General features: G+C 39.6%; 15 protein-coding genes. 11 read left to right on the top strand and 4 right to left on the bottom strand.

Annotated features, from left to right (window positions below; translation table 11 throughout):
• Complete coding sequence (locus ACTBZY_RS11225; protein ID WP_463046434.1) at positions 1-750, bottom strand: YHYH protein; 750 nt, start codon at positions 748-750, stop codon at positions 1-3.
• 446 nt (positions 751-1,196) lie between these two features.
• Here ACTBZY_RS11225 and ACTBZY_RS11220 point away from each other — a divergent pair, with 446 nt between their 5' ends.
• The 5 genes from ACTBZY_RS11220 (at position 1,197) to ACTBZY_RS11200 (ending at position 6,203) form a co-directional block, all read left to right on the top strand.
• Positions 1,197-2,081 carry a glycoside hydrolase family 16 protein gene (locus ACTBZY_RS11220; protein WP_463046433.1) on the top strand — a complete coding sequence of 295 codons (885 nt, stop codon included), beginning with the start codon at positions 1,197-1,199 and terminating at the stop codon, positions 2,079-2,081.
• Positions 2,082-2,264: 183 nt separating this feature from the next.
• Positions 2,265-3,116, top strand: a complete 852-nt coding sequence (locus tag ACTBZY_RS11215; RefSeq protein WP_463046432.1) for an alpha/beta hydrolase — start codon at positions 2,265-2,267, stop codon at positions 3,114-3,116.
• Positions 3,117-3,165: 49 nt separating this feature from the next.
• Complete coding sequence (locus ACTBZY_RS11210; RefSeq protein ID WP_463046431.1) at positions 3,166-3,684, top strand: gluconate 2-dehydrogenase subunit 3 family protein; 519 nt, start codon at positions 3,166-3,168, stop codon at positions 3,682-3,684.
• 13 nt (positions 3,685-3,697) lie between these two features.
• Entirely contained in the window at positions 3,698-5,407 is a 1,710-nt protein-coding gene (locus ACTBZY_RS11205) for a GMC oxidoreductase (protein ID WP_463046430.1), read from the top strand.
• A 247-nt stretch (positions 5,408-5,654) separates the two neighbouring features.
• Entirely contained in the window at positions 5,655-6,203 is a 549-nt protein-coding gene (locus tag ACTBZY_RS11200) for a hypothetical protein (protein WP_463046429.1), read from the top strand.
• A gap of 149 nt (positions 6,204-6,352) precedes the next feature.
• On the opposite strand, the gene ACTBZY_RS11195 is transcribed toward ACTBZY_RS11200, so the two are convergent.
• The gene (locus ACTBZY_RS11195; protein ID WP_463046428.1) at positions 6,353-6,991 is read right to left on the bottom strand and encodes a PepSY-like domain-containing protein; all 639 of its coding nucleotides are present in this window, start codon (positions 6,989-6,991) and stop codon (positions 6,353-6,355) included.
• 185 nt (positions 6,992-7,176) lie between these two features.
• Between ACTBZY_RS11195 and ACTBZY_RS11190 the strand changes: the two genes are divergently transcribed.
• The 4 genes from ACTBZY_RS11190 (at position 7,177) to tyrS (ending at position 11,401) form a co-directional block, all read left to right on the top strand.
• Complete coding sequence (locus ACTBZY_RS11190) at positions 7,177-7,845, top strand: RNA polymerase sigma factor (RefSeq protein WP_463046427.1); 669 nt, start codon at positions 7,177-7,179, stop codon at positions 7,843-7,845.
• Positions 7,838-9,199: a hypothetical protein gene (locus tag ACTBZY_RS11185; RefSeq protein WP_463046426.1), complete on the top strand. Its 1,362-nt coding sequence runs from the start codon at positions 7,838-7,840 to the stop codon at positions 9,197-9,199. Before ACTBZY_RS11190 ends, ACTBZY_RS11185 begins: the two co-directional genes overlap by 8 nt.
• A gap of 215 nt (positions 9,200-9,414) precedes the next feature.
• A complete protein-coding gene (locus ACTBZY_RS11180) occupies positions 9,415-10,056 on the top strand; it encodes an outer membrane beta-barrel protein (protein ID WP_463046425.1) in 642 nt (213 codons plus the stop codon).
• Positions 10,057-10,093: 37 nt separating this feature from the next.
• Positions 10,094-11,401 carry a tyrosine--tRNA ligase gene (gene tyrS, locus ACTBZY_RS11175; RefSeq protein WP_463046424.1) on the top strand — a complete coding sequence of 436 codons (1,308 nt, stop codon included), beginning with the start codon at positions 10,094-10,096 and terminating at the stop codon, positions 11,399-11,401.
• A 7-nt stretch (positions 11,402-11,408) separates the two neighbouring features.
• Here tyrS and ACTBZY_RS11170 read toward each other — a convergent pair whose 3' ends face one another.
• Together ACTBZY_RS11170 and fbp are read right to left on the bottom strand one after the other, a co-directional pair.
• Entirely contained in the window at positions 11,409-12,041 is a 633-nt protein-coding gene (locus tag ACTBZY_RS11170; RefSeq protein WP_463046423.1) for a hypothetical protein, read from the bottom strand.
• A 289-nt stretch (positions 12,042-12,330) separates the two neighbouring features.
• Positions 12,331-13,338 carry a class 1 fructose-bisphosphatase gene (fbp, locus tag ACTBZY_RS11165; RefSeq protein ID WP_463046422.1) on the bottom strand — a complete coding sequence of 336 codons (1,008 nt, stop codon included), beginning with the start codon at positions 13,336-13,338 and terminating at the stop codon, positions 12,331-12,333.
• 478 nt (positions 13,339-13,816) lie between these two features.
• Here fbp and ACTBZY_RS11160 point away from each other — a divergent pair, with 478 nt between their 5' ends.
• Complete coding sequence (locus ACTBZY_RS11160; RefSeq protein ID WP_463046421.1) at positions 13,817-16,480, top strand: DUF1553 domain-containing protein; 2,664 nt, start codon at positions 13,817-13,819, stop codon at positions 16,478-16,480.
• Positions 16,480-17,979, top strand: a complete 1,500-nt coding sequence (locus tag ACTBZY_RS11155) for a DUF1501 domain-containing protein (RefSeq protein ID WP_463046420.1) — start codon at positions 16,480-16,482, stop codon at positions 17,977-17,979. The genes ACTBZY_RS11160 and ACTBZY_RS11155 overlap by 1 nt, the downstream gene beginning before the upstream one ends.
• Positions 17,980-18,076: the final 97 nt, after the last annotated feature.

Genomic DNA, 18,076 nt, shown 5'->3' with positions numbered 1-18,076 from the left:
TTATCTTATTGAACTTGGTGTTCCCTGATAAGCTCCTGGGAAAATGATGTAATACTTGTTGATATAAAGCTCGTTTTCGATATGGTAATGATAAACAGCCTCTGTAGAATGCTGCGTAGTGCTTGTATGACCACCCGATGCATCTAAATCTGTTGGGTAAGTGCCTGTAGAATTACACTTTCTTCCGTATATAAAGAAACCGTCAGCAATAATCCCTACAAGTTTTTCGTCGTCTTTCGTCCAGGCTTCTGGCTCTGTATGGTAGTGATATTCCGCTGGTCCAATATGAGCACCAGAATAATCCAAACTTACAGCTGCCTGACTTAAAGCCCCATTTCCTTCTTGGTCGTTAAAAATAGCCGCTCCACTTATCGCAATTCCGATAGCTCCTAAGCTAGTTGCGGTTGTTTTTGAAGCTTTAGTTGGATTGGCAGAAACAGTGAGTGTCGCATAGCCATCATATCCTGTAAGCAAACTTGGGGTAGCCACAAAACCATCTTGCGGAGCTACATATAAAGCATTTCCTACTCCCCAATAAGGCGATGTATGATTTGGCAAGCCATTGGTTTCAATAACCACCTTAGAGCCATCTAAATAAATGTCGGTATTGTCTTCATCAAATTCGGCAAAAGCAGCACTAAGTGAGCTCGTTACGTCTGCAATAGGATCTTCAGAGCTATCGTTATCACAGCCTGAAAAAATAAACAAACCCGTAAGGGCAACAGCAGTGGTTATTACAAAATTTCTCATTTCTCTTTATTAATTTTTTATTCTCTTCTTACTTAGAGACCTTTCCTAAAAAAAACTTGCGGTAGATTCTTGCGAAAGAATAAAACCCAGAAGAATAAAGATTATAAGCAACTGATGTTCAGACAACAACACACCTTTGCCTTTCTAATATTTCTTTCATAAAATATTCTGGAATGATATAAGGAGTCTCTAAAAGGTGTTTGTATTTAGCAGTTTAGCCAGGGTGGTTTAATGAATCAAAGCCATGTTTTACCAAAATGTAGTTAGAATATTTTCGACTAAATGGTTTGCCTCCAAACCACTATTGCGGTCTTTTCGCTTTGAGCTTGATTCAATTTTGAGCTTACATCATGACAACTACATATTTAATAAAACCATCGTTGGCTAAATTTTTGCTTACCTAAATTCAGGTATCCTATATTTGACCAACCCTAAATTCAAAGTCATTGCCAAAGTTTTCATTGTTTTTAATTCTTCTATTATTCGGCTGTGCTGAAGAAGATGGTATAACTGCTCAACAGGCCAAAATAATGTTTGACGACTTCAACTACGAAAGCAGTTCAGACATAGCTCTTAAAAACTTTGGCTGGGAGGTTAGATCAGGAAATGGTGGCCCAGGAGAACCAGGAAGGTCATGGTTGAAAGAAAATGTAAGTTTTATCATTGACCCAACCCTTTCTACCAATAAATTAATGAAGCTTACCGCTTCCACAAATGGAAAAGGAAAGGGAACTTACCAGTCCGAAATCTCTCATAAAATCGCCTATTGGGAGGGCACCTATGCGGCAAAAATTTACTTTTCGGATTCACCAGCCTCAGGCGATATAGAAGGAGACAGAATAAACCAAACGTTTTTTGCAATCTCAGGACTAGACTCCGCCTTAGCACCAAATTATAGCGAACTAGATTTTGCGGAATACCTCCCAAATGGTGGTTGGGGTACAGAAGGTGCTACTTTCTGGATGACCTCATGGGAAACCTACCAAGAGTCGCCTTGGATTCAAGACTCACAATCTGATGAAATCAACGAAAGTTTTGAAGGATGGCACATTATAAGTGCAACCGTGACTAATAATGAAATCAAGTATTACATTGACGGCAAATTAAAAGCCACCCACACCGAAAGGTTTTATCCAGAACAGGAAATGAGAATTAGTTTCAATATATGGTTTTTAGGAGGAGGCTTAATAGAGAGTCCTTCTGTAAGAAGCTACGAGCAACTGGTGGACTGGGTATATTACACCAAAGACCACCTCATAAACCATGAAAAGTTGCCAGACCTAATTCAAGACCTCCGCCAGAGAGGTGTTCTAAGACTTGATGAAATTTAGCCTTTCTATCTTCATCAAGCTACTCACACTATATCCTATTTTATCCACTTTATACACTCATAAGACGACATTGCTCGCCATGCTATCAAAACCAATGGTTTTCTTACTAAATTTGGATAGCTAACTGATGCGTTTTTTGAAAACATAAAAAAGCTGCAGACCTTTCATCATTACAACCCTCTAATGAAAAAACTACTCGTACTCATCGCTCTATTATGTCCTATTCTCCTTTCCGCTCAAACCGGAAAAGTGATGGACAATATGAAAATGGACAGCAAAATCCTGAAAATGGAACGTAACTATGCCGTCTATTTACCCCCAGGATATGAAACTTCTGAACGTTCTTACCCTGTACTTTATTTACTTCATGGTGCCACAGATAACCATACAGGCTGGGTACAGTTTGGTGAAGTTTTACATATCACAGACAAAGCCATAAAAGAAGGGAAAGCCACACCTATGATTATCATCATGCCAGATGCCGACACTAAGGTGATGGGTTATTTTAATGTACCTGATTATAATTATGAGGATTTTTTCATCAATGAACTCATCCCTCACGTTGAGGAGAAGTACAGAATAAAGTCACAGAAACGTTTCCGTGCCGTGGCTGGGCTTTCTATGGGAGGTGGTGGCACATTTATGTATGCCCTGCGTCATCCAGAATTGTTTTCTTCGGCCTGCCCATTGAGTGCCTATGTTGGCCCTATGACCAAAGAACAAAACAACGAAAGGTTTAAAAGACAATTTCCAAATGCCACCGCCGCCCAAGCAGACAGCTACTTTGAAAATTATAATGCCCTAAACTTATTGGCGAAAGCAGATGTAGAAAAAGTAAAAAGTGTAAAATGGTATATCGACTGTGGTGATGACGATTTCCTTTACGAAGGAAACGCCCTTATGCATATAGAAATGAGAAAGAAAGAAATCCCGCATGAATACAGAGTGAGAGATGGTGGCCACAGATGGTCCTATTGGCGTTCTGCATTACCAGAAGTTTTGGGCTTTATTTCAGATACCTTTCATCAGAACTAACCTCACCCTCCGCCCTCTCCCGTGTGAAAGGGGACTTAATATATAAAATATGAAAAGAAGAGATTTATTAAAGAACCTAACCCTCGGTACAGCAGCAATGGTTGCCATACCCGCATGGGCAAAAAATTGGTCTAAAAGTGACCTGCCTATAGGTAGAGTATTAGCCCCTTCAGATGAGGCCCTGCTTACCAATATTATTGATACTTTAATTCCTAAAACAGATACTCCAGGTGCTATAGAACTCGGTGTTGAAAAATTTGTCAAAGCCATGGTAGATACCATGCATACCGAAGAAGACCAAAAAGCATTTTATGCTCAGATTCCAGCGGTTGATGCTTTTGCAAAAAGGAAATACGGTTCAGCATTCTCTAGCCTTTCGGCCAATCAAAAAACAGAATGTTTAGGTATGATAGAGGTCAATGAGAACAAAGAGTTGAGCAGCTTTTTCAAAACATTGAAAAACTACAGCATACAAGGCTATACCGGCTCTGAGTGGTATATGACAGAAAAAGCTGGATATGAATACGCCCCTGGATATGGTTTTGGATGTGTGGATGTTGAACAATAATTAGAGACAAACAATGACGAATAAAGATAAATCATCAAAGAAAAGAAAGTATGACGCCATTGTCATAGGCTCTGGAATTAGTGGCGGCTGGGCGGCAAAAGAACTTGCAGAAAAAGGCTTAAAAACCTTGATATTAGAGCGTGGACCAGACGTAAAACATATTATAGATTATCCCACCACCATGATGATGCCGTGGGATTTTGAGCACGGACTTAAGCTCCCGCTCAAGGAAAGAGAGGAAAACCCAATCGCTTCTAAATGTTACATTTTCAATGAAGATGCGAAACATTTTGTCGTGAAAGACAAAGAACATCCATACGTTCAAGACAAGCCTTTCGACTGGATTCGTGGCTATCAAGTTGGTGGTAAGTCATTACTTTGGGCTCGTGAAACTCAGCGATGGAGTCACCTTGACTTTGAGGGACCTGCTAGAGACGGTTTTGCGGTAGAATGGCCAGTAACCTATGATGAACTAGCACCTTGGTATAGCTATGTTGAAAAATTTGCAGGTATTACTGGAAATAGAGACGGCCTAGAAAGTTTGCCTGATGGTGAATTTATGAAGCCATTTGAGCAAAGCTGTGTGGAAGAATATTTTGATAAGTTTCTTCAAAAAAACTACGAAAACCGTAGAGCTATCATAGCCCGCAAGGCACACATCACAGACCCACAAGACATTCATACGCAGCAAGGCAGAGCCAAGTGCATGCACCGTAACCTTTGTCAGAGAGGTTGCCCTTACGGTGGGTATTTCAGCAGTAATGCTTCTACCATTCCTTGGGCCTTAAATACAGGCAACTGTACTTTAAGAGCCGACTCTGTGGTACAGTCTATCATCTATGATGAGAAAAAAGGCAAAGCTGTTGGCGTGAAAGTCATTGACAGAATTAGCAAAGAAGAAATTGATTTCTTCGCTGACATCATTTTTGTGAATGCCGCTGCCATGAATACCACGGCATTACTGCTCAACAGTACTTCTAGCAGATTCCCAAATGGTTTAGGAAACGATAATGAACTCATGGGAACACACATTGCATTTCATAATTATAGAGCTCGTGTAAGTGGTTCGTATGAAGGTTTCGCGGATAAAACAACCTCCGGAAGAAGAGTAGGTGGCAGTTATATGCCAAGATGGAGAAACCTTTACGAGCAAGAAACGGACTTTATCCGTGGTTATGCTGCTGGATTCTCAACAGGAAGAGGCGAAGGTTTTGGAAGAGATGGCGTAGGAGCCGACTTAAAGGATAATTTAATGAATCGCCAAACTGGGCCATGGCACGTAGGCTCACATATGATGGGCGAAACAATTCCGAAAGCGTCTAGTAAACTTACCCTTGATAAGTCTAAAACGGATGATTGGGGTATTCCATTAATTCATTTTGACCTAGATTATGACGACAATGATGAGAAAATGGTGAAAGACTATTTAGAAAATACAGTAGACATGTTTGAAAAAGCGGGCTTTACTAATATCCGTACCTCAGATTCAAAACAAGCTCCAGGACTTGATATTCATGAAATGGGTGGTGTAAGAATGGGTAAAGACCCTAAAACATCATTGTTAAACAAATACAATCAACTGCATGAATGTAAAAACGTATTTGTAACGGATGGTGCTATGATGACTTCTACTTCTACCCAGAATCCATCATTGAGTTATATGGCCTTTACGGCTCGTGCGGTAGATTACGCAGTGAAAGAAATGAAGAAGGGGAATTTATAAAACGAAAACCGCTCTTGTTAAATCTAAGCCCAAGTCTTAATTGACTTGGGCTTTTATCTTTGTAAACATCAGACTACATCCCTATAAATCAACTTTTTGTATATTCTTTTTGACCATAATTGGCATCCATTGTATCTTTACTAGTAGAAAGTATAAACAAGTTTCACACAGATAACATTTATCCAATCATGCCGCATACGTTAAACCTTCTCTCGCCTTTCTTTTTAAAACTAAACCAACAACTGAGATGACATTTCTTAAAATTTTAAAAACTAAACGAAAACACTTACTCCTTATAACCTTGTGTATGATAGGCTTGACTGCGTGTATAAAGGATTATGTATTATCTAGTGGTGAAATTTCTTATGACATTTTTGAAGAAAAAAAGATGTTTGCTGGAGATATTCAAGGACAGTTTTATACGGATAGAAGTAGTGCAAATGATGATGAGAAGTACCGCTATTTGTTTACGGGGTCGCATTTTGATGACTGTTGTTTGATATACATAAGAACAGAGTCTTTTGATAGGGATGCTACTTTATTCGATAAAGAAAACCTAGCACTTTCCGCCTTTACCATTTCTGATAGTTCTGCCAAAAGTTTGGGGGTTAGTGGAGGGAATTACCTTTTTGACGAAGGCAGACTAGAGATAAAAAGTCTATCCAAAAAAGAAATGCGAGCTGAATTTGATTTTGTTTTTGTGGACAAAACAGCTGGTTTGGACACACTCCGTTTAAATAATGGAGAGTTAGTAATTCATGATTTAGAACACCACTTTGGTACAGCCAATTTTTAAATAATGTAAAAAAGCCCAAGTCTTAATTGATTTGGGCTTTTTTAGTGGCTATCAAACCGCTTCGCAAACAAAAAGGCCTCGAAAACTCGAGGCCATTTGCTAAACTATATATAACTTTTTAAACGTCAATTTGTCTCTCACTAATTCAATTAGTGACCTTTCCTTTTACCAGGACCATGTTTTTGTCCGCCTTTGTTTTTCATGCTAAACTCCGCTAGAAAAACACCATCAGCATCAAATCCGACTGCTTGGTAAGTTTCGTCTACCAAAATCAGCAACACACCATAGTTTCCATCTGAATTTAAAATGGCCTTATGAACCGTAGCTCCATCATAGTTAGCTGCGATATAATCTGTAATAGCTGCTGGCAAATCTGCCGCATCCACACTTGTTCCTTTAGAACCATGCGTTCTCTCTTCCACAAAATTGCCATCGGCGTCAAAAACCAAGCCTGCATGCGAACCATCACTTAGCGTAATTTTCACATAGGTTTGGGCATTTTCATCCCTTGTACCTGCTCTGTTAATAGTAGCACCTGCGTAGTTTGCGGTGATGTAATCAGTAATGGTAGCAGAAAGGTCTTCTACAGCTACTTCTGTTACATTACATTTTCCTTTGTGGCCAATAACGGCTCCTGTTGAGTCTTCGGCTGTGGCTAAAAACATCATATCCATCACAGAAGAGACGCCGTCAATGTCAGAAGATGCGTCCACTTCATTTTTATCACAAGATGTCAAAACAGACATTATAGCAATAACAAATACCCAAGCAAATTTTAAATTTCTCATCTTTTTTTAAATTTTAATGTTTGAAAATAGATTAATGGCAAGCACCGCTTACATGTAAATATCAATTCATATCTATCTCTTTTATAGGTTAGTACGACCAGGTCTTTTAGGAAAAAAGTTTAGAATATCCCGTTCGTGTTTACATAATATCATACGACAAGAGTTTGTTGAACCGTTGCCTTAAAATGAAATATTTTTACGAGGCAACGGTTTTAATGCCGTTCTTCGTAATTACAAGTAGGAAAAAAAGTTTAGTTTACTCACTCAAAGCCTTTTTCGTGTTTCAGAGAAAGAAGAAAAATATAAGCTTGGATGAAATTTTGGATGGATGCCTTAGAAATAGGCCTTCTGCCCAGAAGCAGCTCTACGAGCGATTCTATGGATTTGCTAAGAGCATTGCTTTGCGTTATGCTTCAGCTAGTGATGAAGTTCAAGAAATGATGAATGATGGTTTCTTGAAAATTTTCTCAAAACTGGATTTATACGACAGAGAACAGTCTTTTGAAGCATGGTTTAAAACCGTAATGGTTAGAACGTGCATTGACTATTATAGAAAAAACCATTCAAAAGTTGGCCTAGTTGACATCGACGAGCTCCATTACTTATCTTATGAAGACCATCTATTAGAAAGGTTAAATGCAGAAGAGATTCTTGATTTGATGAAACATCTTCCGCCATCGTACAAAGCCGTTTTCTCCCTATTTATAGTGGAGGGCTACAGCCATGGAGAAATCGCCAAGATGTTAAATATAAATGAAGGCACCTCTAGATCCAATCTTTCTAAAGCACGTGTAAAAATGCAAGAGTTGGTTAAAAAATACACTTCAGACATAAACCATTACAAAAATGTCTAACGAAAACTTTGATAAAAAAATACGAGAAAAGCTCGTTAACCATATACCCAAATATGACTCAGGAGCGTGGCAAAACTTCAGCAAGTTGCTGCCCGCCCCGTGGTACACCAAACTATTTACGAATAACTTGGGATGGGTAATTGGCGGCTTGAGCACTTCCGCTTTACTTTTTACGATATATCTAACTAACACAAAAAACGAGTTACTGAATGACGAGATTTCTACGCTAAAAAATCAGATTGAGATTAAAAACGAGATACTTCCAGCCGATGCTAACGCTCTGGCACAAACGGATACCGTTTATATCACTCAAGAGGTTAATAAATACATAAGAGTAGCCATTTCAGAAGAAAAATCTTTCCAAGCCGGAATAGAAAAAGGATATGCAGATGCATCTAAAGACATCGCATATCTTCAATCTGAGATTGATGTGTTAAGAAAAGAACAATTAGCTCAAAAGACTAGCGAGCTTTTACATGGAAATGCGTCTTTAAGCGAAAGCCAAAAAGAGTTTTTAGCAGTAGCAGATAATAAGAGCTCTGATACGCCTTCTGAACCATCATTCGATAAGTCTTCAGATGATGGTATACTTCAGCAAAACATAGGTTCACTGCCAGAAAACCAAACGGAAGTTTCCGAAGAGGTTACTTTAGCTAAAGATGTCGTCGATGAATCGATGAAGTCCATTGTAGAAGATGAGAAAGAAATAGTTGCACAAATAGAGAGAACTACACCAGAAAAGCCTAAAAAGAAAGTCAATTGGCCCAAAATGCGTTTTGGTATCAATACAGATTACTTAGGACTAAAGGTTTTATCCACAGGCCCTGCTGCGGAAGTTTTTATTACGGATAAGTTTAGCTTTAATGCCTCTGCTATTTTCTCTGGGCAGGTTGAAACCACCCACCCTTTTGCTAAAGATTTTAATAAAATGACAGGAAAAGACTTTGATAATGAGTACAAACCCTTTGTGGACGAAAGGACGGAGCATATTGAAGATATCTCTATCAAAACATCTTTTGTCAAACTCCCCCTTTATTTTAATTATTATATCAATACTTGGAGTAGGTTTAATTTCCTTATCTCCGCAGGAACAAAACTAGACCTCTCTGTATACCAAGACGTTGGATATTTTAGTGGTCCCTTAGGGTTTCAAACCAGAAACAGATTTGAAGCCAAAGCAAAACCTAAAACTTTTAATAACTTATTTTACGGAATGGGCTTACAATATCAATACAAAGGTTTTGTAGGTCAGGTAACGCCATATTTTGATTTTGCTTTTAGACGGGCCGACTATTTTGTGCCTTCCAAGAACTTTGGCGTTAATGCATCTTTAAAGTTTGAATTTGGCAAATAACATCATTCCTTTCACTAAAATACCCCTCTTTTTTCAAGCATTTTGAAGGGTGTTTTAGTTGTTATAAATGAAAATCAAAAGCACCTTTTGTCTGTGCTTTAAGGAAAATTAACCAAGACAACCCACTGGAACCTTTGTCCTGAGTTACCCTTTCCGTATTTTTGCCCCTCTTTAGACAAAACGGGTTGTCCGTTTCGTTATAGAAATAAAAAAGAATGAAATATAAATTACTTTTTATAAGCCTGTTAATTTCTCAAATGGCCTTCTCTCAGATGAAGACCAGTGCTTTTGTTTTTGGCCCTAAAATAGGGGTTCAGGCCAATAACTTGAAAATATATAACAATAAAACCGATATCAGCAATAAGCTTTCGTTGCAATATCACGCTGGCCTTTTTGCAAGACTTAACATGGGAAAATTCAGTCTACAGCCAGAAGCTATTTTCCAAATCAAAGGTTCTTCTTTAAGCTCACCAGACGAAAAACACACCTACAGATACCTTAGTACGCCAATACTACTGGGAATCCAGCCACTAAAAGGTCTGACTTTTGAGATAGGACCAGAATTTAGCTGGGCTCTGAATCAAGGGTGGAAAAAAGACGGCGTGCAGCAGTTTGGCCCAGACACCAAGACAGACAAAGCTCTTGTTTTAGGGACAAGAATAGACCTTTTAGACATGTTTTCTATGTTTAGTGTGAATATCAGATACGTACATGGTCTAGATGACGTCACTTCTAGTGGAACAGATTTGAACAGCAGCACATCTTTCAGAAATAGAACCGTACAGTTAGGTATTACCTACAACTTTTCTGAGTACTACAAATGGTGGAAAAAATACGGCGATAAGAAGAAGAAATAATTTGCCCCCCTGGGCAAGCTCATAGCTATTTACAATCATGAATTTTATAGAAGAATTAAAGTGGAGAGGCATGTTAAATCAAACCATGCCAGGTACAGAAGAGCAACTTCAAAAAGAAATGACCTCCGCTTATATAGGTTTTGACCCTACCGCAAAATCACTTCATATAGGAAACCTAGCCACCGTGATGCTTTTAGTACACCTTCAGAGAGCTGGGCATAAGCCTTACGCTTTAGTAGGAGGTGCCACAGGTATGGTTGGCGACCCATCAGGAAAAGCTGCCGAAAGACAGTTTTTAGATGAAAACGTACTCAAAGAAAACCAGGCAGGCGTTAAAGCTCAATTAGAAAAATTTTTAGACTTTGACTGCGGCGAAAACGCTGCAGAAATGGTCAATAATTACGATTGGTTTAAAGAGTTTGGTTTCCTCGACTTCCTGAGAGAAGTAGGAAAATACGTCTCTGTGAACTACATGATGAGTAAAGACTCTGTCAAAACGAGATTGACAACAGGTATTTCTTATACCGAGTTTACTTATCAATTATTACAAGGGTACGATTTCTACCATTTGTACAAAAACAAGAACATTCGCCTTCAGATGGGTGGTTCAGACCAGTGGGGAAACATCACTACGGGTACAGAACTTATCAGAAGAAAAGAAAATGCAGACGCTGATGCAGAGTCTGCAGACTATACCGCTTTTGCCTTAACTACGCCATTGGTTACTAAGGCTGATGGTACCAAGTTTGGTAAATCTGAAGCAGGAAACGTGTGGTTAGATGCTGATTTGACTTCCCCATACCAGTTTTACCAATTCTGGATTAACCAGGCCGATGAAGACTGTAAGAAACTTATTCGTGTTTTCACGCTTCTTTCTCAAGAGGCAATAGAAAAACTAGAAGCAGAACAAGCCGAAGCTCCTCACTTAAGAGTGGTGCAGCATGCCATAGCAAAAGACGTAACCGTAAGAGTGCACGGCCAAGAGCAATATGACTTAGCCGTTAAAGCCTCTCAAGTGCTTTACGGAAAAGCTACACTAGAAACGCTTCAAGAATTGGACGAAAAAACCTTTACCAGCATATTTGACGGCGTACCGCAATCCAACATCTCAAAAGCCGATTACGACGCCTGTGAGTCGCTGTTAGATTTAATTTCGGTTACCACCAACGGTGATATTTACGCATCAAAAGGCGAAGCCAGAAGAGCTCTAAAAGGAAACGCTGTAAGCGTCAATAAAACAAAACTGCAAGACGAAAAACTGGCAGTTTCGGAATTGGCTTTACTGAATGACAAATACCTTTTGATAGGTAAAGGCAAGAAAAATCATATTGTTAGGGTGGGGTGATTAAAACTTACCTCTGAATAATACGCCATGAATCACCTTTTTTGAAAGAGATTTTTTTGCCGTCAAAAACCATTGAGCCAACACTTAGACCTACCCCTATACTAATTAAAGAATAGCCCAGACCCTTTGCGGCATACTTAGGGACATTGTCATTCTTAATTGCTGAAATTACTCCAAAAGACCCCAACCCTATTAAGCCCGAGAAAAAAAGAAATCTCCCAAATTTGTCAACCGGCTCCAATTTGGGGTATGGAATCCTAACATAATCAATCTTATTAAGTGGTACAGACATCCTTATCATATTGTCTTCCCCATTACGGTAGATAAGATATTGCTCTAATACTTTCTCGCCCTCATAAATTCTGACATGAGAATGAGTAAGATCAAGGGATATTGAAATTTCCGTCTTATTAAGAATTACACCCTCTACTGAAGTTTTATTTAACAAATCTGGGCTCTTATTTTCCCCAAAAAATTCTACTGTTAATTTCTTCCCTGTTAAATTATATTCCTTTTTCCCATTATCAGATTTTAGATAAAATTCGGGAGTTACTAATTGTGCTGAAACGTTGAGACTATAAATAAAAGAAAAAAATAGGAGGTTTTTAAGGGTATTGAAAGTCATGTTTGATAGTATCATAGTTAGTATACGTGCCTAAAAATCGATAGAATAATTGTAATTTGAAAGACTAAAGCCTGTGAGTTTCAATCCTTTCAATCCCCCCTCGTTCTAAAAAAAACATTATCCATTTTAACTTCAAAATCAGCTTGGACAATGTCATTTTTGCGGTCTGGTATTCATTTGGCCCTAAATCACACTTAACCCATCAAAAGACGAAAAGATAACAGTTTCAGAATTGGCTCTACTAAACGACAAATACCTTTTAATAGGTAAAGGCAAGAAGAATCATATTGTTAGGGTGGGGTGATCACTCCCCCTCCAAAAAGGATTCTAGCTTTTTAACCATATTCTTGCTTCCTGTAAAGAAAGGTACTCTTTGATGTAGTTCGGTAGGTTTTATGTCTAATACAGACTGCTTTCCGTCGCTTTCTCCGCCACCAGCCTGTTTGGCCAAAAAGGCAATGGGGTTGCACTCGTAAAGCAATCTTAATTTACCTTTTCTATCCATGGCAGAGCATGGATACATATAAATGCCTCCTTTGATCAAGTTTCTGTGAAAATCCGCCACCAATGAACCCACATATCTGGCTTTATAAGGTTCTTTATCGTCATTTCCTGCCTGACAGTAACGAATATATTTTTTCATACCATCGGAAAAGAAGTCTCTGTTTCCATCATTAACGGAATAGATACTTCCGTCTTCTGGCTGTTGTATATTTGGATGCGAGAGGTAAAAGGTACCAATGGCAGGGTTTAAAGTAAAACCATTAACACCATGTCCTGTAGAGAAAACCAACATAGTAGAGCTGCCATAAATCACATAACCTGCCGCCACCTGCTCACTACCCTTTTGCAGAAAATCTTCAAGCTGCACAGGAGAGCCCTCTGGCGTAACTCTTTTGTAAATAGAAAAAATAGTACCTACAGAAACGTTGACATCAATATTACTTGAACCATCCAGTGGGTCTATCAACAACACATACTTGTTTTTATTTTGAAAGTCTAGGCTATTTATGCTGATAAAGCTCTCCTCTTCTTCAGAAGCAATTCCACAAACAATCTCCCTTTTAGTAAGGGTATCTATAAACATGTCATTAGCTACTAAATCGAGTTTTTGCTGTGCTTCACCCTGTACATTAATGTCTCCTACGCCGCCAAGAATGTCTACCAAGCCTGCTTTATTAATCTCATGGTTTACCAGCTTTGTGGCTAAGCCTATGCCATTTAATAGTTTTGAAAATTCTCCTGTGGAATTGTGAAAAGCTGTTTGATTTTCAATGACGAATTCGCCTAAGGTCTGGTGCTTTAGATTCATGGCCTGTTTTAATTTGGTTTTGTTATTTAGGTATTATTTTTCAAAGCTATCCTCTAAATAGCCCCTCACCATCCTGCACTATCCTCATATACTTACCTAATAAACAGACAAATAGCGTTTCCTGACAAATTATATTTGTTTATAACAAGCAATTCTTGAAATGCTTATACAGCAAGGTGACTTTATTTTGTCTCGTAACGCTGCAGATTAATATGGAGTCAAAGCATGAATCGCATAGAACCAAAAATTAAGAACTCGTAGTTTATAGATTGACCTAAGGAAAAAACATATGATGCCAAAATTGTACTTCTTGCAACACTTTAAGCTGGCAATAAAAAACTATTCGCAGCCAAAACTATACTTTTTGTCCCACTTTTGGCTGGCAATAATCAATTGTAAACGCTGTAAGTTGCCCTCCCCTTTTGAACCTCAACTTAAATCAGCTAATTTCATATTCCAAACCTATTGAAATTAGAAAATGCTTAAGAAAACCCTGCTCTGGTTTACAACAGGAATGCTGTGCTTTATCATGTGCTGGGTTACTTCTTGTAAAACACAGGAAACTGTTGATTACAGTACGCAGATAAAACCCATTCTTAACAAAAAGTGCATTGCCTGCCATGGTGGTGTCAAAAAACAAGGTGGTTTTTCCTTGCTTTTTGAGGAAGAGGCTAAAGCCAAACTAAAGTCAGGAAAATATGCGATTGTCCCTGGCGATGCAAAAGCCAGCGAAATGATTCGCCGACTGAGCCTCGACGACCCAGAAGAGCGAATGCCTTTTGAGCATGAGGCTTTGCCAGCAGAAGAAATTGAATTATTGACTCAATGGATAAAAGAAGGTGCCAAATGGGGAGAACATTGGGCCTACCAAAAAGTAGAAAAAACGACAGTACCATCCATTAATTCTGATTGGGCACAAAACGACATTGACCGTTTTATACTTCAAAAAGCAACTGAAAATGGCCTAGAAATTTCGCCAGCTGCCAAACCAGAAATCTTGGCAAGAAGACTTTCTTTAGATGTGATAGGTTTTCAAAAGGCTTCTCCTACCCAAACAGCCTATCTCAATAATCCAACGAATGCGAATTATGAAAAACTGGTAGACGAGCTACTAGACTCACCCCACTATGGAGAAAAATGGACTTCTATGTGGTTAGATTTAGCCAGATACGCCGACACTAAAGGCTACGAAAGAGATAGCCCTAGAAATATCTGGCGATACAGAGATTGGCTCATCAATGCCTTCAATGCGGACATGCCTTACGACCGGTTTTTGACCGAGCAGCTCGCAGGTGATTTACTCCCAAACCCTACGGAGGATCAGTACATTGCCACGGCTTTTCATAGAAACACCATGACCAACGACGAGGGCGGCACCGACAATGAGGAGTTTCGTGTGGCAGCCGTTATGGACAGGGTAAACACAACTTGGGAAACCCTCATGGGTACCACCTTTGCCTGTGTGCAGTGCCATAGCCACCCATATGATGGCTTTAAACATGAAGAGTATTATCAGTTTATGGGTTTCTTTAATAATACTCGTGACGTAGATTCCTATGAAGAATATCCGTGGATACGTCATTTTGACGACAGTCAAAAGGCTGAATTAAAAGAACTGGCCAATAGGTTAAAACAAAAAACAAGTGAGGCGGAGACTCAGAAAATAATCCGGTTCATTAAAACACTGCAGCCCTCTATTGCTTCTTTGGAGTCTGACCATTTTGTGAATGCTGAATTAAGCGATACCAAGTGGCTGGCGATGCGGAATAATTCCGCTGCAAGAATCCCAAATGTGCCATGGACGGGTGTCAATAATTTGGTAATGAGTTACGCTTCAAAACAGCCTGGAGGGAAGCTTCTCTTCCATCAAGGCAGCCCAAAAGGACCTGTTATTGGCCAAATGGTTTTGAATCATAAATCAAAAGGTTGGGAATTTGCAGAAGTGAGCCTAGAGCCCATCAATGAGATCGAGGACTTGTATATTACTTATTTGAATCCAAACCTTAAAGACAATTTAACCACGGGTGTTACATTCAACTTCTTTCATTTTACAAACACTTTCCCTGACAATAGCAGTAAAAAGACCTTCTGGAATTTACTGACTGCCAAGACAGAAAGTACGCCTGTCATGGTAGATAATACCGTTTCTATGAGTCGTGAAACGCGTGTTTTTGAAAGGGGCAGCTGGCTTTCCTTGGGTGAAAAAGTAAACCCAGGTACGCCGAAACTACTCAATAACTTCTCGGACGAATATCCCAAAAACAGACTTGGCTTGGCCAAATGGATGACCGCAAAAGAAAACCCATTGACGGCCAGAACCATCGTAAATCGACTTTGGGAACAGGTTTGGGGCATCGGCATTGTAGAAACACTGGAAGATCTGGGAACGCAAGGCGAAACACCATCTAATCAGGCTCTTTTAGATCATTTGAGTTGGAAGCTCATGCATGAATATGATTGGAAATTAAAACCGCTGTTAAAAGAAATGCTTATGAGTGCCGCTTATCAACAGGACTCTAAAATGACTCCAGAAAAAATGGAACGCGACCCAAATAACAGATGGATGGCCAGAGGCCCAAGAATAAGATTGAGTGCAGAGCAAATTCGTGACCAAGCCCTTGCCGCCACCAAAATTTTAAATCCAAAGATGTTTGGCCCACCTGTAATGCCGCCACAGCCAGAAGGCATTTGGTTTTCACCATATAGTGGTGCCAAATGGATAGAAAGTGAGGGCACAGAAAAATACAGACGAGCGGTTTACACCTACTGGAAAAGAACAAGTGCTTATCCTTCTATGCTCACCTTTGACGCCGTAGGCCGTGAAGTGTGCTCCTCAAGAAGGATAAGAACCAACACACCCTTACAGGCTCTTACCACCCTAAACGACAAAGCTTACATAGACATAGCCATACAAATGGCCGAGCAAATAGGCTTTGAAAGACCGAAAGAAAATATTGCCGTGGCCTATCAAAACCTGACAGGAAGAACCATAAACGCCGAAAGAACAAAAACACTTCTAGACTTATACGAAACCGCCTTTAAAAGCTATCAAGAAAGCAAGTCAAGCTTACCTCAAAAAGATGCCATGATTCTGGTATTTAACGCCGTTTTAAACCTAGACGAAGTCCTAACCAAAAGCTAATGAGCCATAATAACGAAAGAATATTTAGAGAGGCGGTTCAAAAGAAACTGTTAAACCATACGAGAAGGAATTTTCTTAAAGAATCCTTTATGGGATTAGGTGGTTTGGCCATGGGATCTATGCTAGGCTCATGCGGCAGTTCTTTGGAAACAAAGTCCGTCAATCTCTTTGACCCCGCCAATCCTTTAGCGGCTAAAGCTCCGCATTTTGCTCCCAAAGCAAAGTCGGTTATTTACCTCCACATGGCAGGAGCACCTTCTCAGTTAGAGCTTTTCGACTTTAAACCTGAGCTTCAAAAAATGGACGGTCAAGACTGCCCGCCTTCTTTTTTAGAAGGTAAGAAGTTTGCTTTTATACGTGGTGTACCTAAAATGCTAGGCCCTCAGGCCATTTTCAATAGATATGGCGAATCTGGCAATTATGTGAGTAATTATTTGCCACATTTTCAGTCGGTGGTGGATGAGGTTAGCTTCCTAAAAGCCGTAACTACTGACCAGTTTAATCATGCCCCTGCACAACTATTGATGCAAACCGGAAGTGCCCGATTAGGTAGACCAAGCATGGGCTCCTGGGTAACGTATGGCTTAGGAACAGAAAATTTCGATTTACCCGCCTTTGTGGTCTTAACATCTGGTGGAAGTAACCCCGACGCAGGAAAAAGTATATGGGGAAGTGGTTTTCTCCCTTCCGTGTATCAAGGTGTGCAATGCCGCTCAGTCGGTGACCCTATTTTGTTTCTAGACAACCCTGAAAATATAAGTAGTGACCTTAGAAAAGTGTCGATAGATGCCATCAATAAGATAAACCAAACCGAGTTTGATGAATACGGTGACCCAGAAACGCTCAGCCGAATAAGCCAATACGAAATGGCCTTTAGGATGCAAACCTCTGTACCAGAAGTGATGAACATCAACGATGAACCTGCCTACATTCATGAAATGTATGGTACTCAACCGGGTCAAGCGGCTTTTGCTAATAATGCTCTTTTAGCTAGAAAACTGGTGGAAAAAGGGGTTCGTTTTGTTCAATTATTTGATTGGGGATGGGATACTCACGGCACCAGCGAGGGAGGCTCTATAGATGTGGGTTTAGTGAATAAATGCCGTGAAACCGACAAAGCTGTTACCGCCCTTTTATTAGACTTAAAACAGCGAGGTCTTTTAGAAGAAACCTTGGTGGTTTGGGGTGGCGAATTTGGCAGAACACCTATGGCAGAAAACAGAGAAGGAAAACCAAATGCTTTTAAAGGTCGCGACCATCATGCAGATGCCTTCACGATGTGGATGGCTGGCGGTGGCATAAAAAAAGGAGCGAGTTATGGCGAAACCGACGAAATCGGCTATGGTGCCTTAAGTGGTAAAGTGAGCCCTTTCGACATACAAGCCACCATTCTTAACCAACTCGGTTTTGACCACGAAAAATTAACCTACGATTTTCAAGGCAGGCCTTTCCGACTGACGGATGTGGAAGGTCATGTTATTAAAGATATAATAGCTTGATAAGACTATTACCCAAAAAGCTAATTCTTTGGATTACTTGCCAGCAAGACCGTCATTTTTTTTGAAAAAAAACGACGAAAAAAAACACATCAAAATA

The sequence above is a fragment of the Arcticibacterium sp. genome (assembly GCF_055134445.1).
The sequence above is the reverse complement of the archived record's forward strand: the minus strand, read 5'-3'. Positions and strand labels throughout refer to the sequence as shown.